This window comes from Mesorhizobium sp. B2-1-3 (genome assembly GCF_006442495.1).
GTDB lineage: Bacteria > Pseudomonadota > Alphaproteobacteria > Rhizobiales > Rhizobiaceae > Mesorhizobium.
In genome coordinates, this window is record NZ_VFWL01000002.1 from 1 (window position 1) to 20,570 (window position 20,570).

General features: G+C 63.1%; 19 protein-coding genes. 16 read left to right on the top strand and 3 right to left on the bottom strand.

Annotation, left to right across the window (positions count from 1 at the left end):
- Positions 1-3: 3 nt before the first annotated feature.
- Genes FJ973_RS04530 through FJ973_RS04540 form a run of 3 tightly spaced genes read left to right on the top strand, consistent with a single transcriptional unit; the run spans position 4 to position 1,451 of the window.
- The gene (locus FJ973_RS04530) at positions 4-567 is read left to right on the top strand and encodes an XRE family transcriptional regulator (protein WP_140555380.1); all 564 of its coding nucleotides are present in this window, start codon (positions 4-6) and stop codon (positions 565-567) included.
- A gap of 4 nt (positions 568-571) precedes the next feature.
- Positions 572-880, top strand: a complete 309-nt coding sequence (locus FJ973_RS04535; protein ID WP_140516495.1) for a hypothetical protein — start codon at positions 572-574, stop codon at positions 878-880.
- 49 nt (positions 881-929) lie between these two features.
- Positions 930-1,451, top strand: coding sequence for a GNAT family N-acetyltransferase (locus FJ973_RS04540; protein WP_140554973.1), 522 nt, complete (start codon positions 930-932; stop codon positions 1,449-1,451).
- A 3-nt stretch (positions 1,452-1,454) separates the two neighbouring features.
- Here the strand turns inward: FJ973_RS04540 and FJ973_RS04545 are convergent, their stop codons facing one another.
- Positions 1,455-2,342: a LysR family transcriptional regulator gene (locus FJ973_RS04545; RefSeq protein WP_140554974.1), complete on the bottom strand. Its 888-nt coding sequence runs from the start codon at positions 2,340-2,342 to the stop codon at positions 1,455-1,457.
- Between the two features lie 118 nt (positions 2,343-2,460).
- On the opposite strand from FJ973_RS04545, the gene FJ973_RS04550 reads away from it, so the two are divergent.
- Positions 2,461-3,612, top strand: a complete 1,152-nt coding sequence (locus tag FJ973_RS04550; protein WP_140554975.1) for a gamma-butyrobetaine dioxygenase — start codon at positions 2,461-2,463, stop codon at positions 3,610-3,612.
- Positions 3,609-4,199 (top strand): HD domain-containing protein, encoded by a 591-nt coding sequence (locus tag FJ973_RS04555; protein WP_140495362.1) that lies wholly within the window; start codon positions 3,609-3,611, stop codon positions 4,197-4,199. Before FJ973_RS04550 ends, FJ973_RS04555 begins: the two co-directional genes overlap by 4 nt.
- Positions 4,200-4,272: 73 nt before the next feature.
- On the opposite strand, the gene FJ973_RS04560 is transcribed toward FJ973_RS04555, so the two are convergent.
- On the bottom strand, positions 4,273-6,075 hold the full coding sequence (locus FJ973_RS04560) for an NAD(P)/FAD-dependent oxidoreductase (protein ID WP_140554976.1): 1,803 nt from the start codon (positions 6,073-6,075) through the stop codon (positions 4,273-4,275).
- Positions 6,076-6,520: 445 nt separating this feature from the next.
- Between FJ973_RS04560 and FJ973_RS04565 the strand changes: the two genes are divergently transcribed.
- The 9 genes from FJ973_RS04565 to FJ973_RS04605 all read left to right on the top strand — a co-directional run bounded on the left by FJ973_RS04565 (position 6,521) and on the right by FJ973_RS04605 (position 17,292).
- Positions 6,521-8,302 (top strand): acetolactate synthase 3 large subunit, encoded by a 1,782-nt coding sequence (locus FJ973_RS04565; protein ID WP_140554977.1) that lies wholly within the window; start codon positions 6,521-6,523, stop codon positions 8,300-8,302.
- 82 nt (positions 8,303-8,384) lie between these two features.
- Positions 8,385-8,957, top strand: coding sequence for an acetolactate synthase small subunit (gene ilvN, locus FJ973_RS04570; protein ID WP_023676680.1), 573 nt, complete (start codon positions 8,385-8,387; stop codon positions 8,955-8,957).
- A 109-nt stretch (positions 8,958-9,066) separates the two neighbouring features.
- A complete protein-coding gene (locus FJ973_RS04575) occupies positions 9,067-9,663 on the top strand; it encodes a LysE family translocator (RefSeq protein ID WP_140554978.1) in 597 nt (198 codons plus the stop codon).
- Between the two features lie 215 nt (positions 9,664-9,878).
- Positions 9,879-11,165 carry an efflux RND transporter periplasmic adaptor subunit gene (locus tag FJ973_RS04580; RefSeq protein ID WP_140554979.1) on the top strand — a complete coding sequence of 429 codons (1,287 nt, stop codon included), beginning with the start codon at positions 9,879-9,881 and terminating at the stop codon, positions 11,163-11,165.
- Complete coding sequence (locus FJ973_RS04585; RefSeq protein ID WP_140554980.1) at positions 11,162-14,323, top strand: efflux RND transporter permease subunit; 3,162 nt, start codon at positions 11,162-11,164, stop codon at positions 14,321-14,323. The genes FJ973_RS04580 and FJ973_RS04585 overlap by 4 nt, the downstream gene beginning before the upstream one ends.
- A 73-nt stretch (positions 14,324-14,396) precedes the next feature.
- On the top strand, positions 14,397-15,020 hold the full coding sequence (gene nthA / locus FJ973_RS04590; RefSeq protein ID WP_140554981.1) for a nitrile hydratase subunit alpha: 624 nt from the start codon (positions 14,397-14,399) through the stop codon (positions 15,018-15,020).
- A complete protein-coding gene (gene nthB / locus FJ973_RS04595; RefSeq protein ID WP_140554982.1) occupies positions 15,017-15,676 on the top strand; it encodes a nitrile hydratase subunit beta in 660 nt (219 codons plus the stop codon). The genes nthA and nthB overlap by 4 nt, the downstream gene beginning before the upstream one ends.
- Positions 15,663-16,025 carry a nitrile hydratase accessory protein gene (locus FJ973_RS04600; protein WP_181167329.1) on the top strand — a complete coding sequence of 121 codons (363 nt, stop codon included), beginning with the start codon at positions 15,663-15,665 and terminating at the stop codon, positions 16,023-16,025. Before nthB ends, FJ973_RS04600 begins: the two co-directional genes overlap by 14 nt.
- 139 nt (positions 16,026-16,164) lie before the next feature.
- On the top strand, positions 16,165-17,292 hold the full coding sequence (locus FJ973_RS04605; protein WP_140516474.1) for an ATP-dependent RecD-like DNA helicase: 1,128 nt from the start codon (positions 16,165-16,167) through the stop codon (positions 17,290-17,292).
- Here FJ973_RS04605 and FJ973_RS04610 read toward each other — a convergent pair.
- Entirely contained in the window at positions 17,285-17,686 is a 402-nt protein-coding gene (locus FJ973_RS04610; protein ID WP_140521265.1) for an STAS/SEC14 domain-containing protein, read from the bottom strand. The genes FJ973_RS04605 and FJ973_RS04610 overlap by 8 nt on opposite strands.
- A gap of 112 nt (positions 17,687-17,798) precedes the next feature.
- Between FJ973_RS04610 and FJ973_RS04615 the strand changes: the two genes are divergently transcribed.
- Together FJ973_RS04615 and FJ973_RS04620 are read left to right on the top strand one after the other, a co-directional pair.
- On the top strand, positions 17,799-18,539 hold the full coding sequence (locus FJ973_RS04615; protein ID WP_140516468.1) for a pyridoxine 5'-phosphate synthase: 741 nt from the start codon (positions 17,799-17,801) through the stop codon (positions 18,537-18,539).
- Positions 18,540-18,642: 103 nt separating this feature from the next.
- On the top strand, positions 18,643-20,562 hold the full coding sequence (locus FJ973_RS04620; protein WP_140554983.1) for a potassium transporter Kup: 1,920 nt from the start codon (positions 18,643-18,645) through the stop codon (positions 20,560-20,562).
- Positions 20,563-20,570 lie beyond the last annotated feature (8 nt).

Here is a 20,570-nt window from a genome sequence, read left to right on the forward strand (position 1 = left end):
CGAATGGATGATATAGCGAACGACATCTCCTCGACAATCGGCAGGCGGATACACGCCGAGAGGACGATACGGGACTGGTCCCTGGCCGAACTCGCCGAGCGCTCCGGCGTCTCCAAAGCCATGCTGAGCACGATCGAGCGTGGCATAACCAGCCCGACGGCAGCGCTCCTGGTGCGGATCGCCGCCGCCTTCGGCATGACGCTGTCGACCCTTATCGCACGCGCGGAATTGCAGGGTGGGGGCTTGCTGCGGGCGAGCGACCAGCCCGTTTGGCGGGATCCCGACACCGGCTATGTCAGGCGGCATCTTTCGCCGGCCGGCGACATGCCGCTCGAACTGATCAGGGTTCATCTGCCGGCGGGCGCCAAGGTCAGCCTGCCCGCGGCATCCTACGCCTTCATCAAACAGCAGATATGGCTGATCTCCGGACGGCTGGAATTCACCGAGGGCGATCTGGTGCACAGGCTCGAGCCCGGCGACTGTCTGGCGCTCGGCGCGCCGTCGGACTGCACCTTCCATGCACTCGAGGCGGGCGCCGACTATCTCGTCGCGCTGGTCAGGGCCTGACATCATGCCGAGACGTCCAAAGCGCTCCCACAATGGGGGACCGCCGCTCGACGACTACAAGGGGCCGCCATGGGGCAAGGGCGATCCTTATATTTTCCTGGCCTGGCAGGCCGCGCATGCCAAGGCGTGGAAAGCACCGAGCCGCGACGTCATGCTGATGCGCGTGGACAAGGCGGAACGGCTGGGACTTACCTATGAGGAATACACGCTCGAACTCCTCGAACGCGGACGCCACCTTCAGGAAGAGGACACCGAACGCATCGCCGCGATCAAGGCGGCGCGCAAGGGAAAGCGATTCAGCGCTTTCGATTGACGCCCGTTCGACCGTATCGATCCTTCCATCTCAGCCAGGCAGAACGAGCATGCATTCCATCGAGATCAGAATGTTGACGCAGGACGCGCGGACACAGGCGTTGCTTGGCGATCTTCTGGTCGAAACGGTTGCCGCGGGCGGGTCGGTGAGCTTCATGCATCCGCTGGCGCCGGAAACCGCCCGCAGGTTCTGGGACACGTCGCTGACGGCGGCCGCAAGAGGTGAGCGGGTGGTGCTTGGCGCGTGGGAGGCAGACACGCTGGTCGGCACGGTCACGCTGCTGCTCGACTGTCCGCCCAACCAGCCGCACCGGGCCGAGATCGCCAAGCTGATGACGCGCCTCGATCGTCGAGGCAAAGGCGTGGCGACCCGCCTGATGCAAGCGGCCGAGGCCCTTGCGGTGGAGAGGGGCCGCACGCTTCTGGTTCTGGATACGGCGACCGAAGAGGGGGCGTCCGGGCTCTATGAGAGGCTGGGCTTCACGCTGACCGGGGAAATACCGGGCTATGCATTGAAGCCCCATGGCGGGCTGACCGGCACGCTCATCTACTGGAAGCGCATCGGCCGGTGAACGTCATGTCGGAGATGGCTCGCCGAGGCGCGACAGCAGCCATTGGCGGAAATCCTGCTCGGCACCGGTCAGTCGCGCGATCGGTGCCTTGGTCAGAAAATGCCCCGATGTGCTCGGGAACTCGAAATCGGAAAGCCTGGCCAGGGCCTTGCTTTCGAGTGCCGCGTCAATCAGCGGCCGCGAGCCCAGAAGCACGCCCGCGCCGGCTCGCGCAGCCTCCATCGCAGCCACGAAGCTGTCGAAGCGATGCGAGCGCCTGGGGTGACCGGCCAATCCCGCCGCGGCGAACCATTCCGCCCACATCTCGCGCGCACCGGCGACCAGGAGCAGCGGCAGGGATGTCCAGTCGGCATCACTGGCCAAGGCCGGGGCGGCCACCGGCACAAGCCGCTCGGCGGTCAGCCTGTCGGCCAGGCGTCCGGGAAAGGATCCGTTGCCGAAACGGATGTCCAGCGCTGAGCCCGGCAGGTCATAGTCGGTCGGGCGATGGATCGTCACCAGGTCGACATGGATGCGCGGCAGCGCCTTGGCAAGGTCGGGCAGCTTCGGAACGAGCACCAGCAAAGCGAAAGAGATCGGCGCTCGCAAGGTGACGGTCTCGACGGCGCGGGGCTCGAACAGTTCCGCCGTGCTGCTGCCGATGGTGGCGAAGGCTGATTGGATGTGGGGCAAGTAGGCGGCGCCCTCCGGCAACAGTGCGACGCCCCGCGCCAGCCGTGAGAACAGACGCGTCTTCAGCCGATCCTCGAGCAGCCGGACATGCTGACTGACGGCCGCCTGGGTCAGGCCGAGCTCGGCGGCGGCCGCCGTAAAATTCGAAAGTCGCGCCGCTGCCTCGAAGCTGCGCAGCCAGTCGAGCGGGGGCAATGTGGGGACGGTTCTCGCAGCCATTACGGTTTTCCAGCCATTGACCGAAAAATGATAATTTCAATTATACCTTCCGCTCGATCAACATGCAATCGAGGCCCCGCTGAGCGGACTGCGGGGCGCAATGGACAGGAACATCTCTATGTTGACCGATGCGCTGATAGGCGACGCAGGAAGAATGATCGAACTGGGCTGGAAGGACGGGACGCGCTGCCGGTTCCATGCCATGTGGCTTCGCGACAACGCACTCGACGACAAGACACGCAGCGCCGGCAACGGCCAGCGACTGATCACCATCCTCGATATTCCAGCCGAGACGCGGATCGGTGCCGCTTCGATCAAGGGCAATGCCGTGGAGATCAGATTCGTGCCCGAGAAGAAGACGGTCAGCTTTCCCGAGGCGTGGCTTCGAGCCAATGCCTATGATCGCGCCGAGGCCCGTCAGTCCGGATGGACCGCCGACGCGGTGCAGCGCTGGACAAGGGCGACGATGCAGAATTCGGTGCCGCGCGCCGGTTATCCGAAGGCAAGCCGCAGCCGCAGTGTGCTGCGGGAATGGCTCTTGGCGGTGAGGGCCTACGGTTTTGCAGTGATGGACGGACTGCCGGCCGAATCCGGCGCTCTGTGCAAGGTCTCCGACCTGTTCGGCTACATTAGGGAGACCAATTACGGGCGCTGGTTCGAAGTGCGCGCCGAGGTCAATCCGAACAATCTGGCCTACACCAATCTCGGCCTCCAGGCGCACACCGACAATCCTTATCGCGACCCGGTGCCGACGCTGCAGATCCTGTCCTGTATCGAGAACACGGTGGAGGGTGGTGAGTCCAGCGTGGTCGACGGGTTCGCCGTGGCGGCCGCCTTGCAGGCCGAGAATCCCGAAGGCTTCCGACTCCTGAGTTCGCATCCTGCCCGTTTCGAATATGCCGGATCGTCCGGCGTGCGGCTGCAGGCGAAGCGGCCTATGATCGAACTCGGGCCGGACGGCGAACTGATCTGCATCCGCTTCAACAACCGCTCGCTGGCGCCGACCATCGACGTGCCTTTCGCCGAGATGGATGCCTACTACGCCGCCTATCGCCGCTTTGCGGAGTTGATCGAGGATCCGGCTTTCGAAGTAACGTTCAAGCTTGAGCCGGGGCAGGCCTTCATCGTCGACAACACCCGCGTCATGCATGCGCGCAAGGCGTTTTCGGGAACCGGGAAACGCTGGCTGGAGGGCTGTTATGCCGACAAGGACGGCCTGCTGTCGACGTTGGCGGCGATCGAGCACGGTTTCAAGGAGGCGGCGGAATGAACGCACATGATCTGAACGCCGGCAACATCGTCGAATTCATCGCCGATATCTTCGAGCGCCGGGGAGCCGAATCCTATCTCGGCGAGCCGGTGACGATGTCCGAGCATATGCTGCAGGGCGCCTGGCTCGCAGAGCAGGATGGTGCGCCGGAAGAACTGGTGGCAGCAGCCCTGCTGCACGATATCGGCCACTACACCAGCGAGTTCGGTACCTATTCGCCCGATGACGTCGAGGACAAGCACCATGACGAGGCCGGCGGCGAGGTGCTGGCGCCGTTCTTCCCGCCGGTCATCGTCGAATGCGTCAGGCTGCATGTCTCGGCCAAGCGCTATCTCTGCGCCACCGACCCGACCTATTTCGACAAGCTGTCGCCGGCTTCGGTTCATACGCTGTCGTTGCAGGGCGGGCCGATGAGCCCGGACGAGGTGGCCGGGTTCCGCAAGAACCCGTTTCACGAAGAGGCGGTGCGCGTCCGCATCTGGGACGAGGGCGGCAAGGTCGCCGACATGAGGACGCGCACGTTTCGCGACTATGTGCCGTTGCTAGAACGCGTGGTGGCGCGGTTCGCGGCCGACCAGGCGGCGTAGCCGATCGCACCGATCAGGAAAGGGAGGCGCGGTCCAAAACCGCGCCTCCCTCGGTTTTTCGCCACGATCTGGCTTATCCCTTGTGGTGAACCTGCTGCAGCCCATAGACGGGCGTCGCAATGCCTTCCTGCCTGGCCTTCAACTGCAGCGACAGGAACTGCGAATAATGGCGCGACTGGTGCAGGTTACCGCCATGGAACCAGAGCGCCTCCTGCTGCGTCGGCTTCCACATGTTGCGCTGCTCACCTTCCCATGGGCCGGGATCCTTGGTGGTGTTCGAGCCGAGTCCCCAGCATTTGCCGACCTTGTCGGCAACCTCCTTTGAGATCAGCTCCGCCGCCCAGCCATTCATCGAGCCGTATCCGGTGGCGTAGACGATGACGTCCGCCGGCAGTTCGGTGCCATCGCTGAGCAGGATGGAATGTTCTTTGATCTCGGCCACATCGACGCCGCTCTTGAGCTTGATGGCGCCATCGATGATCAGCTGCGAAGCGCCGATATCGATGTAGTAGCCGGAGCCACGCCTGAGATATTTCATGAACAGGCCGGAGCCGTCGTCGCCCCAGTCGAGCATGAACCCCGCCTTTTCCAGGCCCTTGTAGAACGCCGCGTCGCGCTCCTTCATCTTCTCATAAAGCGGAATCTGGAACTCGTGCAGGATCTTGTAGGGCAAGGAGGCGAAGATGAGGTCGGCCTTGGCGGTGGTCATACCGTTCTGCACCGCCTGCTCCGAGTAGAGCGCGCCAAGCCCGATATCCATCAGCGTGTCGGATCTGACGATGTGGGTGGTCGATCGCTGCACCATGGTGACGTCGACGCCGGCTTCCCACAGTGCTGCGCAAATATCGTGCGCGGAATTGTTGGAGCCGATGACGACAACCTTCTTGCCGGCATATTGGTCGGGGCCGGGGTGCTTGGAGGAGTGGTGCTGATCGCCCTTGAAATTCTCCATGCCCTTGAACTTCGGCAGATTGGGACGGCCGGACATGCCGGTGGCCAGCACCAGCTGCTTCGGCTTCAGCGTGATGTCCTTGCCGTCGCGGTGGACGACAACCGTCCATTCCTTCTTCTCCTCGTCGTAGGAAGCGCTCTTGGCCTCGGTTGAGGACCAGTAATTCAGCTCCATCACCTTGGTGTACATTTCCAGCCAGTCGCCGATCTTGTCCTTGGGCGAGAAAACCGGCCAGTTCCGGGGAAAATCGATGTAGGGCAAATGGTCATACCAGACCGGATCGTGCAGGCAGAGCGACTTGTAGCGCTTGCGCCAGCTGTCGCCGGCACGTTCATTCTTCTCGATGATGATCGTCGGCACGCCGAGCTGCCGGAGCCGTGCGCCAAGCGCGATGCCGCCCTGGCCGCCGCCGATGATGACCGTATAGGGCTGCGTCTTGAAGCCAAGCTCGGCCGCTTCCTTCTCGCGCTCTTCCTTCCAGGTCGGGCGGTTCCTGCCGGAGCCGTGCTTGGCGCCCATGGGCCGGGCGAAGCCGGCCGGCTCTTCATAGCCTTTCAGCTCGACCATTGTGGTCAGCAGCGTCCAGATCTTGCCGTCCTTCAACCTGATATGGCCGAAGCCGCGCGCCACATTCGTCTCGAAGCTGATCCAGCCGTCGATCACCCCGTTCGCCTCGGTCGCGTCCTCGCCCCTGGCGATGGCGAAATGTGATGGCTTCGTCTTCGATAGCTGGCTTTCCAGCATGTCACGCACCTGATCGCGGCCTTCCATGGTCTTGATATTCCAGGTGAAGGTGACGAGGTCGCGCCAATAACAATCTTCCCGGAAGCATTCGACCGCCTTGTCGACGTCGCCGGCGGCAAGGGCCGCGCCAAATCGTTCGAGAAGGTCGGAAAGCTTCCTGTTCGGGGCCTTGTCGAGCATCAGTTTCCTCCGCTTTTTTGTTGATCGGCCTCGTTGCGAGCTGCCTTTGCCGAGCTTGGGGTCCGGCCTTGGACAGTATCGCGGCAAACCATGGGCCGCGTCACGTCGCCAAATAGTTCGCTTTGTTTTCAGAGGTTTGACCAGCGACCCGGCGTCGAGCCGGGTCTAAATGACGGCGTGCGCCTGCTTCGTGCCATGCACCGGGCAAGCCGGCATGAAAGCGGAATCGACCCCATTGACGAACGGCTGCTTTCACCCTTATGGTTCGCCACCATGAAAAAGGCACTCATTCTCGTAGGAAGGCGCGTGGGCAAGGCGGTGTAACCGCCGGGCGAAAACCTCCCATGCGCAACACACAGGCTCCCTCGGGGGCCTTTTTTATTGCCTGAAACACGACTAAACGACCAGCAAATCGCCAGATGGCGGACAGTACGGGACCAAACCGATGAGCAACGGACAGAGCGAGCGGCGCGAAATGACTGGCGCCGAAATGGTGGTGCAGGCGCTGAAGGATAATGGCGTCAAGCATGTCTTCGGTTATCCGGGCGGCGCGGTTCTCCCGATCTATGACGAGATCTTCCAGCAGGACGACGTCGAGCACATCCTGGTGAGGCACGAGCAGGGCGCCGGCCACGCGGCCGAGGGCTATGCGCGCTCGACCGGCAAGGCAGGCGTCATGCTGGTGACATCGGGTCCGGGCGCGACCAACGCGGTGACGCCTTTGCAGGACGCGCTGATGGATTCGATCCCGCTGGTGTGCCTGACCGGGCAGGTGCCGACCTCGCTGATCGGTTCGGACGCTTTCCAGGAGTGCGACACGGTCGGCATCACGCGCCCCTGCACCAAGCACAATTGGCTGGTGAAGGACGTCAACGAGCTTGCCGCAACCATTCATGAGGCCTTCCATGTCGCCACCACCGGCCGTCCCGGTCCTGTCGTGGTCGACATCCCGAAGGACGTGCAGTTCGCCAAGGGTTTTTATGTTTCTCCGCAAACCGCGCCGCGCACCAGCTATCAGCCGAAGGTGCAGGGCGACCTGGAGAAGGTCAAGGCGGCGGTCGAACTGCTGGCCGGTGCCAGGAAGCCGATCATCTACAGCGGCGGCGGCGTCATCAACTCCGGTCCGGAAGCGAGCCATCTGCTGCGCGAACTGGTCGACCTCACCGGTTTCCCGATCACCTCGACGTTGATGGGGCTCGGCGCCTATCCGGCATCGGGCAAGAACTGGCTCGGCATGCTCGGCATGCACGGCACCTACGAAGCCAACATGGCCATGCATGATTGCGACGTGATGATCTGCATCGGTGCGCGCTTCGACGACCGCATCACCGGCCGGCTCAACGCGTTCTCGCCGAACTCGAAGAAGATCCATATCGACATCGATCCGTCCTCGATCAACAAAAACGTCCACACCGACGTGCCCATTATCGGCGATGTCGGCCGGGTTCTGGAGGATCTCGTGCGGCTGTGGCGGGCAACCGCCAAGGCCGACAAGAAGGCGCTCTATCCCTGGTGGGAGCAGATCGCCAAATGGCGTGGGCGCGATTCGCTCGCCTACAAGATGAACAACGACGTGATCATGCCGCAATATGCCATCCAGCGGCTCTATGCCCTGACCAAGGACATGGACACCTACATCACGACGGAGGTCGGCCAGCACCAGATGTGGGCGGCGCAGCACTACCATTTCGAGAAGCCGAACCGCTGGATGACGTCCGGGGGGCTCGGCACGATGGGTTACGGCCTGCCGGCGGCACTCGGCGTGCAGATCGCGCATCCGAACGCGCTGGTCGTCGATATCGCCGGCGACGCTTCGGTGCAGATGACGATGCAAGAGATGAGTGCCGCGGTGCAGTTCGACGCGCCGATCAAAATCTTCATTCTCAACAACCAGTATATGGGCATGGTGCGGCAGTGGCAGCAGCTGCTGCACGGCAACCGGCTGTCGCATTCCTACACCGAAGCCATGCCTGATTTCGTCAAGCTGGCCGAAGCCTATGGCGGCCACGGTATTCGCTGCGACAAGCCGGACGAGCTGGACGATGCCATCAAGGAGATGATCTCGGTCAGGAAGCCGGTGCTGTTCGACTGCCGCGTGGCGACGCTCGCCAACTGCTTCCCGATGATCCCGTCGGGCAAGGCGCACAATGAGATGCTCTTGCCGGACGAGGCGACGGACGAAGCGGTGGCCAACGCCATCGACGCCAAGGGCAGGGAACTGGTTTAGCAGCGGACAGAGGCAGGGCTGTCGCGAGAAGCCGTGCGTAAACAGAGATTAGATCCAAGAGTTTGAAGTCGAGATTCACATCATGAACGCACAGCTACAACCGACCGGCTCCGCCTATTTCATCGCCAAGGAAACGGAAAAGCCCGAGAACCACACGCTTTCAGTGCTGGTCGACAACGAGCCGGGCGTGCTTGCCCGGGTCATCGGCCTGTTTTCCGGGCGCGGCTACAACATCGAGAGCCTGACGGTCTCGGAAACCGAGCATGAGAAACATCTGTCGCGCATCACCATCGTAACGCGCGGCACGCCGCATGTGCTGGAGCAGATCAAGCACCAGCTCGAGCGCATCGTGCCGGTCCACCGCGTCGTCGACCTCACCGTGCGCTCGCAGGAGTTCGGCCAGGAGCGGCCGCTGGAGCGGGAACTGGCGCTGGTCAAGGTCGCCGGCACCGGCGAAGCCCGCGTCGAGGCGCTGCGGCTGGCTGACGCCTTCCGCGCCAGCGTCATCGACGCCAACACCGAGCATTTCATCTTCGAGATCACCGGCAAGGGCTCCAAGCTCGACCAGTTCATCGCCATCATGAAGCCACTCGGCCTGGTCGAAATCTGCCGCACCGGCGTGGCGGCGATGAACCGTGGCCCGCAGGGGATGTAGCACCGGTAAGTTTCTCCACAGCGTGACGACGGGATCGGCCACCGGCCGAGGGTGGCATTTGTGCGGTCGTTGGAAGAGACAATAATACTGGCTTATCTGGGAGGATATCATGTCGCTCGACGCATTCCTCGCCTTGCTTGTCTACGCCTTCGTGACCTCGATCACGCCCGGGCCTAACAATCTGATGCTGCTCGCCTCAGGTGTGAATTTCGGCCTGGTGAGGAGCGTGCCGCATATGTTCGGCATCAGCATCGGGTTTCTTGTCTTGCTGCTGGCGGTCGGCCTTGGTCTTGGCGCCGTGCTGACGGCGTTCCCGGCGCTGCACACCGCGCTCAAGATCGCCGGCGCCGCCTATCTGCTCTACCTTGCCTGGAAAATCGCCATGTCGCGCTCGCTCAGCGGCAAAGGCGACACGAAGGCGCGTCCGATGCGTTTCATCGAGGCGGCGGCGTTCCAGTGGGTCAACGCCAAGGCCTGGGTGATGGCGATCACCGCCATGGCCGTCTACTCCAATCCGGAGCATCCGTTCCTGTCGGTGGCGCTGATCTCGGTGGCCTTCACCATCGTCAACCTGCCGAGTGTTTCAGTGTGGGCGGGATTCGGCACGGCGCTGCGCGGTTTCCTGTCCGATCCAGTGCGGCTGAAATGGTTCAACATCGCCATGGGCGTGTTGCTGGCCGTGACGCTTTGGCCGATGCTGCGGTGAGTTGTCCAGGGTCGCGATCCGCCTTTTGCACGCGATCATGGTGGCCAGCCCATCCATTGTGCAGTGCACATTAAATCTTCGTAATGCCGTGTTTTGGCCCTTTTCCGCCAAAGCCCTGTCCTATCTATTCAGCGAAATCGCGGCAGGGCGTCGTGATTTGAGCTAGAATACGACCACCTGGCTATGGCGTGTCGGACGGAGAGGGTCTTTTGTCGATGCGTGGAAAAGTCATTCTTTCATTGCTTGCGGTCGCCTGCGCAGGCGCGGCCTGGCTCTATCTGTCTCCCGATGCGCTGAGCAGGGCCCGGCAGATCATCGGTGTAAATCAGGTCGCGTCGGACAAGCCGGCGTCGGATAGCCAGGATCCGCAGGCAGGGGGCAAGCAGGCGGCTGGCGGCACTGGCGCCCGTTCGGCCTCGATCATCTCGGCCACGGCAACGACGGCCGATTTCCCGGTCCGGCGCTACGCCATCGGCTTCGTCTCCTCTCCCGCCGTGGTCAGCATCAACGCGCGCGTGTCCAGCCAGATCGTGTCGATCGACGTCAAGGACGGGCAGATGGTGAAAACCGGCGATCTCCTGTTTTCGCTGGATGACCGTGCCTTGAAGGCGCAGCTCGCCAAGGATCAGGCGACGCTCGCCAAGGATCAGGCGCTGCTTGCCAGTTCGAATTCCGATCTTCAGCGCGCCAAGGATCTTGTCGCCAAGCAGGCCGGTACGCAGCAGACCTACGACCAGGCCGTTGCCGCGCAGAAGGCGGCGGCAGCGACTGTCGATGCCGACAAGGCGACAATCGATGCAGACAATGTCCAGCTTGGCTTTGCCAGGATCACCGCGCCGATTTCCGGCAGGCTTGGCGCGGTCAACGTTGCCGTGGGCGATCTCGTGACCACGAGCAATGGCAGCAGCAGCACCTCGACCCCGCTCGTCACCATCACCCAGATGGATCCGCTGCAGGTGAACTTCAACCTGCCCGAAAGCAACCTTGCGCTGCTGCACAAGGCACTGGCAAAGCCACAGCAAGGGGCAGTGACCCTGACCCAGGACGGCGACCCGACACCCATTGGCAAGGGCACGCTCGATTTCGTCGATTCCAGCGTCGATACCGCTTCCGGCACCATCGCAACGCGAGCCAGCATACCCAACGCCGATCTGTCGCTGTGGCCGGGCCAATATGTGAATGTCGTGCTCGACGCCGGCATCATGCCGCAGATGACGTCCGTCCCCACGGTCGCGGTGCAGCCCAGCCAGAAGGGGCCGTTCGTCTATGTGGTCAAGCCTGACAACACAGTCGAAATGCGGCCGGTGCAAGTGGCGCTGACCGTGGGTCAGAGCGCCGCCATCAGCGATGGCCTGAAAAGCGGCGAGAAGGTTGTTATCGAAGGCCAGACGCGACTGAAGAACGGGGCTGCCGTGCACGAAGGCAAGGCATCCGCCGGATCCGGCGACCAGGCAGCACCCAAGATCGCGCAAGCGGACAAGGCCGGCGAGGCGGCCCAATGATCTCCGAGTTCTGCATTCGCAGGCCTGTCGCCACCCTCCTGATGTCGTTCGCCCTCGTTCTGGGCGGGCTTTTCGCCTACAAGTTCCTCCCGGTGGCCGCGCTGCCCAGTGCCGAATTCCCTGTCGTCAACGTCTCGGCTCAGCTACCCGGAGCCTCGCCGGAAACGATGGCAACGTCGGTGGCGACGCCGCTGATCAAGCAATTCGCCACCATTGCCGGAATCGATTCGATCTCGACCACCAACTCGCTCGGCCAGACCTCGATCGCCATCCAGTTCGTGCTCAACCGCGACATCGATGCCGCGGCCGCGGACGTGCAGGCAGCGATCGCGCGCACGCAAAGATCGCTGCCGCCGCAGATGACCTCGCCGCCGAGCTATCGCAAGGTCAATCCGGCCGACGCGCCGATCCTTTTGATGTCGCTGGTCAGCGATACGGTTCCGCTGACCGATCTCGATGCTTTCGCCGAAAACGTCATCTCGCCGTCGCTGTCGACCATCGACGGCGTGGCGCAGGTCTCCATCTTCGGCCAGCAGAAATATGCAGTCCGCATCCAGATCGACCCGACCGCGCTTGCCGCGCGCGGCATTTCGATCGACCAGCTGCAGGCGGCGATCGCATCCGCCAACTCCAACACCCCGCTGGGCGTTCTGAAGAACAACAAACAGCAGTTGACGATCACGGCCAATACGCAGCTGACTGACGCCGCCGGATTCTCCAACCTCATCATCGCCACCAAGAACGGTCATCCGGTGCGGCTGGGCGAGGTGACGCGCGTCGTTGATTCGGTGCAGACCACGACGACTGCGAGCTGGTATGACGGCACGCGCGCGATCATCATGGCGGTGCAGCGCCAGCCCGACGCCAACACTGTCGACGTCGTCGACAAGGTCAAGGCGATGCTGCCGTCCTTCCAGGACCAGATGCCGGCCGCCGCCCAGATCAAGCTGCTCAACGATCGTTCGACCTCGATCCGCCAGGCCGTGGACGACGTGCAGTTCACGTTGCTGTTGACCATCGCACTGGTGGTCATGGTGATCTTCGTGTTCCTGCGCCGCGTTACGGCGACCATCATCCCGGCCGTGGCGGTGCCGATCTCGTTGATCGCCACGCTCGGCGCGATGTTCCTGTTCGGCTTTTCCATCGACAACATCTCACTGATGGGCCTGACGCTCGCGGTCGGCCTCGTCGTCGACGATGCCATCGTGATGCTGGAAAACATCTTCCGCCATATGGAGGAGGATGGGTTGTCGGCGTTCGATGCGTCGCTGAAGGGCGCGCGCGAAATCGGCTTCACCATCATCTCGATTTCGATCTCGCTCGTGGCCGTGTTCATCCCGGTGCTTCTGATGGGCGGCGTCATCGGGCGCATCTTCAACGAGTTCGCCGTCGTGGTGACGGTCGCCATCCTGGCGTCAATGTTCGTGTCGCTGACGCTGACGCCGATGCTGTGCTCGCGGCTGCTGTCGGTGACCAAGGCCGACCGCGAGGCGCATGGCGATGGCCACAGGCGCGATTTCATCACCCGCGGCTACGACCGGATCCTGAGCTTCTGTCTGCGGCACACTTTCCTGGTGTTCCTGGTCTTCATAGGCACCGCGGCGGCGTCGGTGTGGCTGATCGAGGTCTCGCCGAAGGGCTTTTTCCCGCAGGAGGATATCGGCCAGATATCGGTGACGACCATTGCGCGCCAGGACATCTCGTTCGACGCCATGGCAAAGCTGCAGGGGCAGGTGGCCAGCGTGTTCTCGCATTCGCCCTATGTCGACCATGTTGCGTGGTCGGCGGGCAGCGGCAACAATGCGCTCAACCAGGGGCAGCTTTTCGTCCAGCTCAAGGGCAAGGACCAGCGGCCCAATATCGAGAAGGTGCTTGCGGATCTACGCAAGCAATTGGCCGGCGTCGCGGGCATCGAGACCTACATGCAGCCTGTGCAGAATCTGAGGCTGGGTTCGCGCTCGTCTGCCAGCGCCTACCAGCTCGTGGTTCAGGGCCTCGACACCGGCCAGACAGACATCTGGGCGCAGAAACTGAATGACGCGATGGCGGCCGATCATGCGACCTTCACCGACGTCACCAGCGATTTGCAGAACAATGCGCTGCAGGCGACGCTGGTGGTGGATCGCGACAAGGCGGCCCAGCTCGGCATCGACACCGACACGCTGCGCTCGGCGCTTTATGGCGGGTTCGGCACCGACCAGGTTTCGACGATCTTCGGCTCCGCCGACAGCTACGAAGTCATCACCGAGCTCGATCCCAAGATCGAGTGGTCGCCGGAGCGGATGCTGGCCATCCAGATGAGGACGGCGAGCGGCTCCCTGGTTCCGCTTGGCGCCTTCGCCCGGGTCGATCGCACGGCCGGCGCCTTGACGGTCAACCAGCTCGGCCAGCTTCCGGCCGTGACGATCTCCTATAATCTGCCGCAAGGCGTGGCGCTCGGCGACAGCGTGAGCCGCATCGATGCGCTCAAGGAGCAGATCGGCATGCCGGAGACGATCTCGACCAGCTTTGCCGGCACAGCCAAGACCTTCCAGGATTCGCTCGCCAACCAGGGCCTGCTGATCGGCGGCGCGATCCTGACCATCTATATCGTGCTTGGCATTCTCTATGAGAGCTTCATCCATCCGCTCACGATCCTCACAGGCTTGCCATCGGCTGTGCTGGGAGCGGTTGTCGCCTTGCGCTTCGCCGGCATGGACCTGTCCGTCATCGCGGTGATCGGCATCCTGATGCTGATCGGCATCGTCAAGAAGAACGGCATCATGATGGTCGACGTCGCGCTCGAATTGCGACGAGAAGGAATGTCGGCCACCGAGTCCATCCACAAGGCCTGCCTGATGCGGTTCCGGCCGATCATGATGACGACGCTGGCCGCCTTGATGGGCACGTTCCCGATCGCGCTCGGCACGGGCGCCAGCGCGGAGCTGCGCCAGCCGCTGGGCGTCGCCGTTGTCGGCGGTCTGCTCGCCTCGCAGGCGCTGACGCTGTTCGTCACACCGGTAATCTATGTCTACATGGAAAATTTCTCGGGCTGGCTGGTCGGGCTGATGCCGAAGCGCAAGCCCGAATTGCATCTGGTCGAAGCGGAGGATCAGCCTTCGCTGTTCGACGATGATGACGAAATCCGAGGCGAGCCGCAAAAGACGGCCGCGGAGTAGTGTATCCGCGTCGCGCCCACTGGCCCAAGTCGTCATGCTTGCGGCCGGCGGATCCCAGCCGTAGTTTATGACCATGTCCCACGATCATGACCACGACAACGAACTCGATCCGTTTGCCGCCCGCGTGCGCGCGCTGGAAACCATTCTCACCCGCAAGGGATTGATCGATCCGGCCGCGATCGATGTCATCGTCGATACCTACGAGACTAAGATCGGTCCCCGCAACGGCGCGAGGGTGGTGGCCAAGGCCTGGAGCGATCCCGCTTTTGCCGACTGGCTGAAGCGCGATGCTACGGCGGCGATCGGATCGCTGGGCTATACCGGCCGGCAAGGCGAGCACATGCAGGCGGTGTTCAACACCGAAGAGACTCACAATCTCGTCGTCTGCACGCTGTGCTCCTGCTATCCGTGGTCGGTGCTCGGCCTGCCGCCGGTCTGGTACAAGGCGCCGCCCTATCGCTCGCGCGCGGTCATCGATCCGCGCGGCGTGCTTGAGGAATTCGGGCTGACGCTGCCGGCCTCGACAAAGATACGCGTCTGGGATTCGACCGCGGAGTTGCGCCATCTCGTCGTCCCGATGCGGCCTCAAGGAACCGAAGGCTGGAGTGAGGAGCGCTTGTCCGAATTGGTAAGCCGCGATGCGATGATCGGCACTGTGCTAGCCCAAAAACCGGAAAAAACGGGGGATCCGGCATGAACGGCCCGCAGGATGTCGGCGGACAGATGGGATTCGGGCCGGTGGCGCCGGAACGGGACGAGCCGTATTTCCATACCGACTGGGAGCGGCGGGCGCTCGGCGTGACGCTCACCGCCGGCGCCATGGGCGCCTGGAATATCGATGAGAGCCGGCATGCGCGGGAATCGCTGCATCCGGCCGACTATTATGCCTCCAGCTACTACCAGATCTGGATCAAGGCGCTGGAAACCCTGCTCAAGCGCCATGGTTTCGTCAGCGAGCGTGATCTCAAGGCAGGCGAGGCGATCGATGCGGCGGCGACGCCCAAAAGAGTGCTGAAGGCCCATGACGTTCCGGCAGTGCTTGCCAAGGGCGCTCCGTGTAACCGGCCGGTCGAAACGGCGCCGCGGTTCAGGGCCGGCGACCGCGTGCGGACCAGGAATTTCAATCCGATCGGCCACACCAGACTGCCGCGCTACGCGCGCGGCAAGCATGGGAGGATCGAAGCGGTGCGCGACGGCTTTGTGTTCCCCGACACCAACGCGCATGGGCAGGGCGAGAACCCGCAATGGGTCTATACGGTGGTTTTCGACGGAGCCGAGATCTGGGGCGACGGGGCCGATCCGACGCTGACCGTGTCCATCGATGCCTGGGAGAGCTATCTTGAACCGGCCTGAGGCGAACGGGCCTGCCGGTCTGCCCGCCGGCCTCGATGCGCCCGTCTTCGCCGAGCCCTGGCAGGCCGAAGCCTTCGCGATGACGGTGGCGCTGCACGACAAGGGCCTATTTTCGTGGAGCGAGTGGGCGCAGGCACTGTCGGCCGAAGTGAAGAAACCCGGCGCCGGGGCTGACGGCCATGACTATTACGAACATTGGTTGGCGGCGCTGGAAGCGCTGCTGGCGTCGAAAGGATTGGCCGCCAAGCCCGATGTCGATGCAATGGCACGGGCCTGGGAGCGCGCCGCGCATGCCACGCCGCACGGCAAGCCGATCCTGCTGGAGAACGATCCGCACGCCGTCGGGTGATCGTGCGGACACGCCGCCCGTTCCCTTTACGTTCCCGTCCTCGCCTGATAGGCTGAAGCGCAGGGAGTTCGCCACCAAGCCGCGTCGATGGCGGTGGCGCTATCTTGTCTTTCTCTCGCGAATCCGGTCACACGATCAGATGGAATTTTCACCCCAACAGGACGAGGCGCTGCAGGCGGTCGCGCGCTGGCTCAAGGCCGGCAAGCCGCAATTGTTCCGGCTGTTCGGCTATGCCGGCACCGGCAAGACGACGCTGGCGCGCTATTTCGCCGAACATGTCGACGGCCAGGTGCAGTTCGCCGCCTTCACCGGCAAGGCGGCGCAGGTGCTGCGCTCCAAGGGCGCGGTCAATGCCCGCACCATCCATTCGCTGATCTACAGGCCCAAGGGGGAGGAATCGGTCGAAGACGAGGTGACTGGCAAGACGTCGATGTCGCCGACTTTTTCGCTCAACCGGCAGAGCCCGATCTCGCGTGCGAAACTGGTCATCATCGACGAATGCTCGATGGTCGACGAGCAGCTTGGCCGTGACCTCTTGAGCTTTGGCACGCCGATCCTGGTGCTGGGCGATCCCGGCCAGTTGCCGCCGATCTCGGGCGGTGGCTTCTTCACCGACCACGAGCCGGATTTCCTGCTCACCGAAATCCACCGGCAGGCGCGCGACAATCCGATCCTGCGGCTGGCGCTCGACGTGCGCGAGGGGCGCGAATTCATGCGCGGCGACTACGGCACGGCGCAGGTGATCGGCAAGGAAGACGTCAACCAGGACCTAGTGCTGAGGGCGGACCAGGTGCTGGTCGGCACCAACCGCACGCGCCGCCGCTACAACCAGCGCCTGCGCGAGCTCAAGGGGTTCAATGCCGACTATCCGCAGGCCGGCGACAAGCTGGTGTGCCTGCGCAACGACCCGGCCAAGGGCCTGCTCAACGGTTCGCTGTGGAAGGTGATGACCTCGTCGCGCGAGACGGTGAAACCTGGCATCAACCTCCTGGTGTCGCCCGAAGAGGATGATCCGGACCGCGGTGTCGCCAAGATCAAGCTGCTCAAGGCGGCGTTCGAGGATCCCGACGCCGATATCCCGTGGCAGCAGAAGAAGCGGTTCGATGATTTCGACTATGGCTATGCGCTGACCGTGCACAAGGCGCAGGGGTCGCAGTGGAACGAGATCGTGCTGTTCGACGAAAGCTGGGCGTTCAAGGAAACGCGCCAGCGCTGGCTTTACACCGCGATCACCCGGGCGGCCGAACGGTTGACGATCGTCAGGTAGCGGAGCCCAGTTGCCTGGCGCCGAGCCATTGCCAGGCATCGGCCTCGTCTTTGAAATGCCTGAGTTCGACCGGCGGCGGGGTAGGGAGGAAGTCTCGCGCCTGCGCCGTCCAGTCCGGCTCGCCGATCGCGGCACAACGGCCGATATGCTCTGCGGCCTGGACCGCGCCCTGTCGCAGCGTCTCGTCCGATATGTCGCTCCAGTCGACGCCGTCATGATCGATCACGCGCACCAGCACATCGATTCGCGGGTGAAGCGCGTAAGCCGCTTCGAGCAGGCCGAACAGGTTTTCCGCGTCGGCCGCCGAGACATGGCCGACGATATCGATGGCGAAGAGATCCTCACGGTCCGTATCGATGCGCCGGATTGCCGGCACGGCTTCGAGGAAATTCAAGGGATCGTATCCTTTCACAAACGTCATCCGATCTTCTGGAACACCGGAAACCCCCTATCTGTTCCCGTCAAAGGCGGTATAGATGCGCCGAAATCGAGCAGGATCCGAAGCCATGCCCGCAAAGCTTTCCGTCAATCTCAACGCCATCGCCATGCTGCGCAACCGGCGCGACCTGCCGTGGCCCGATGTGATCAGGCTTGGCCGCATCGCGCTTGCGGCGGGAGCGCATGGGCTGACGGTGCATCCTCGCCCGGACGAGCGCCATACCCGCCGTTCAGACCTGCCTGAGATCAGGGCCTTGATCGACGATGAGTTCCCGCGAGCCGAATTCAACATCGAGGGCCATCCGACCGAGGATTTCCTGGCTCTCGTGGAAAAGCATCAACCGGAACAGGTGACCCTGGTGCCTGACGATCCCTCCCAGGCAACCTCGGACCATGGCTGGAACTTCATCGCCGATGCAGCGTTCCTGACACCGATCGTGAGACGCCTGAAGAAGGGCGGTTTCCGGGTCTCGTTGTTCTCCGATGCGGATCCTGCCGGCATAAACGCCGCGCGCGATACCGGCGCCGACCGTATCGAGCTTTACACGGGACCTTATGGCAGTTGCCATGCCGATTCCGCCAAGGCGGCCAAGGAGCTGGAAAGACTGGGAAAAACCGCCGATGCGGCCTTTGTCGCGGGCCTTGAGGTCAATGCCGGGCACGATCTGACGGTGAGCAACCTGCCGGCCCTGGCGCGACGCGTTCCGGCATTGGCCGAAGTGTCGATCGGACATGGGTTGACAGCCGACGCGTTGGAGTATGGCATGGCCGGCACGGTGGGCCGATTTCTCAGGGCTTGCGGGTGGTAATGGTGGCAGCCTCGCGTGCAAAGCATGGCAGCCATAACGCGACGGTACTTGATATTGCATCGCAGCAAGCGTAGAGCACCGCCCGCTTATCGGAGTGTCGTTCATGGCCCTTGCCAACACTGGTAGTGAGGCAGAAACCGTCGAACAATCGAGCCATCCTGAGATCGAGCAGCACAGCACCAAGGTGTTGATGCTCGGCGCGCTCGGCGTTGTTTACGGCGATATCGGCACCAGCCCGATCTACGCGTTCCGCGAGGCGCTGGTGGCGTCGTCGGGCGGCGAAGTGGCCGACCGTGGCGACATTCTTGGCGTTCTCTCGCTGATCATCTGGTCACTGACGATCATCGTCACCATCAAATACATCATGTTCGTGCTGCGCGCCAACAACCGCGGCGAAGGCGGCGTGCTGTCGTTGATGGCATTGGCGCGCGGCAGTTTCCCGAAGCGCTCGGCGATCATTCTGGGCATCGGTATCGTCGGCGCCTCGCTCTTCTTCGGCGACGCCGTCATAACCCCGGCAATTTCGGTGCTGTCGGCGGTCGAGGGCATGAACGTCGTCACGCCGACCTTCCAGCCCTATGTCGTGCCGCTGACACTGGTCATCCTGGCGGTACTGTTTTCGGTGCAGCGCTTCGGCACCGGCGGCGTAGCGCTGATCTTCGGCCCGATCACCGCGGTCTGGTTCCTGGCCATCGGCCTGTCCGGTCTCAACCATATCATCGCCGATCCGGAAATCCTGTGGGCGATCAGCCCGCACTATATCGTCGCCTTCCTGATCAATTCGCCCGATGTCGCCTTCGTCACCATCGGCGCCATCTTCCTTGCGGTCACCGGCGCCGAAGCGCTCTATGCCGATCTCGGCCATTTCGGCCGCAAGCCGATCGTGCTCGCCTGGCTGGCGATCGTGTTCCCTTGCCTGCTGCTCAACTATGCCGGCCAGGGCGCCTTCGTGCTGGCCAAGAACGGCGTGGTCGGACATCCCTTCTTCGAAATGAACGAGGGCTGGACGCTGATCCCGATGGTGATGCTGGCGACCGCCGCGACGGTCATCGCCAGCCAAGCGGTGATTTCAGGCGCATTCTCGCTGACCAGGCAAGCGGTGCAGCTCAACATGCTGCCACGGCTGGAAATCCTGCACACGTCGGAAAAACAGTCCGGCCAGATCTACATGCCGCGCGTCAACCTGTTGCTGGCGCTGGTGGTGATGATGCTGGTGGTGGGCTTCGGCGAATCCAGCAGGCTGGCTTCGGCATACGGCATCTCGGTGACCGGCAACATGCTGGTGACCACGGTGCTGCTGTTTGTCGTCATGACCCGCATCTGGAAATGGCGGCTGTGGGTGGCTGTCGCGATGACGGCGTTGTTCGGTTTCATCGATGTCGGTTTCTTTGCTTCCAACATCGTCAAGGTGTTCGAAGGCGGCTGGGCCTCGCTGGCGGTGGCCTTCACCATCGTTCTGGCGATGTGGACCTGGGTGCGCGGCAGCCGTTATCTCTTCGACAAGACCCGCCGCAACGAGATCCCGCTCGATTTCCTGGCCGGCAATCTGTTGAAGAAAAAGCCGCAGCTGGTATCCGGCACCGCGGTGTTCCTGACCAGCGATCCGCTCAGCGCGCCGACCGCGCTGATGCACAGCCTGAAGCACTACAAGGTGCTGCACGAGCAGAATGTGATCCTCTCGGTGGTGACCGCGCCGCAGCCGGTGGTGCCCGACAGCGACCGGGTCAAGATGGAGACGGTCAACGAGCTGTTCATGCGGGTGACGCTGACCTTCGGCTATATGGAGCAGCCCAACATCCCGCGCGCGCTGGCGATCTGCCGCAAGCAAGGCTGGAAGTTCGACATCATGACGACGTCCTTCTTCCTGTCCCGGCGCTCGCTGAAAGCCTCGCCCAATTCCGGCATGCCGGTGTGGCAGGACCGGCTGTTCATCGGGCTGGCGCGCACGGCGGCCGACGCCACCGAATATTTCCAGATACCGACCGGCCGTGTGGTAGAGATCGGCACGCAGGTGGCGATCTGACTGTCTCG

What these genes read in the sequence shown, in the direction of transcription:
- FJ973_RS04585 (WP_140554980.1), top strand. Translation starts at nt 11,162, where the DNA reads ATGATCTCCGAGTTCTGCATTCGCAGGCCTGTCGCCACCCTCCTGATG.
- FJ973_RS04550 (WP_140554975.1), top strand. Translation starts at nt 2,461, where the DNA reads ATGTTGACCGATGCGCTGATAGGCGACGCAGGAAGAATGATCGAACTG.
- FJ973_RS04530 (WP_140555380.1), top strand. Translation starts at nt 4, where the DNA reads ATGGATGATATAGCGAACGACATCTCCTCGACAATCGGCAGGCGGATA.
- FJ973_RS04535 (WP_140516495.1), top strand. Translation starts at nt 572, where the DNA reads ATGCCGAGACGTCCAAAGCGCTCCCACAATGGGGGACCGCCGCTCGAC.
- FJ973_RS04605 (WP_140516474.1), top strand. Translation starts at nt 16,165, where the DNA reads ATGGAATTTTCACCCCAACAGGACGAGGCGCTGCAGGCGGTCGCGCGC.
- nthA (WP_140554981.1), top strand. Translation starts at nt 14,397, where the DNA reads ATGTCCCACGATCATGACCACGACAACGAACTCGATCCGTTTGCCGCC.
- FJ973_RS04615 (WP_140516468.1), top strand. Translation starts at nt 17,799, where the DNA reads ATGCCCGCAAAGCTTTCCGTCAATCTCAACGCCATCGCCATGCTGCGC.
- FJ973_RS04555 (WP_140495362.1), top strand. Translation starts at nt 3,609, where the DNA reads ATGAACGCACATGATCTGAACGCCGGCAACATCGTCGAATTCATCGCC.
- nthB (WP_140554982.1), top strand. Translation starts at nt 15,017, where the DNA reads ATGAACGGCCCGCAGGATGTCGGCGGACAGATGGGATTCGGGCCGGTG.
- FJ973_RS04565 (WP_140554977.1), top strand. Translation starts at nt 6,521, where the DNA reads ATGAGCAACGGACAGAGCGAGCGGCGCGAAATGACTGGCGCCGAAATG.
- FJ973_RS04545 (WP_140554974.1), bottom strand. Translation starts at nt 2,342, where the DNA reads ATGGCTGCGAGAACCGTCCCCACATTGCCCCCGCTCGACTGGCTGCGC.
- FJ973_RS04575 (WP_140554978.1), top strand. Translation starts at nt 9,067, where the DNA reads ATGTCGCTCGACGCATTCCTCGCCTTGCTTGTCTACGCCTTCGTGACC.
- FJ973_RS04560 (WP_140554976.1), bottom strand. Translation starts at nt 6,075, where the DNA reads ATGCTCGACAAGGCCCCGAACAGGAAGCTTTCCGACCTTCTCGAACGA.
- FJ973_RS04620 (WP_140554983.1), top strand. Translation starts at nt 18,643, where the DNA reads ATGGCCCTTGCCAACACTGGTAGTGAGGCAGAAACCGTCGAACAATCG.
- ilvN (WP_023676680.1), top strand. Translation starts at nt 8,385, where the DNA reads ATGAACGCACAGCTACAACCGACCGGCTCCGCCTATTTCATCGCCAAG.
- FJ973_RS04540 (WP_140554973.1), top strand. Translation starts at nt 930, where the DNA reads ATGCATTCCATCGAGATCAGAATGTTGACGCAGGACGCGCGGACACAG.
- FJ973_RS04580 (WP_140554979.1), top strand. Translation starts at nt 9,879, where the DNA reads ATGCGTGGAAAAGTCATTCTTTCATTGCTTGCGGTCGCCTGCGCAGGC.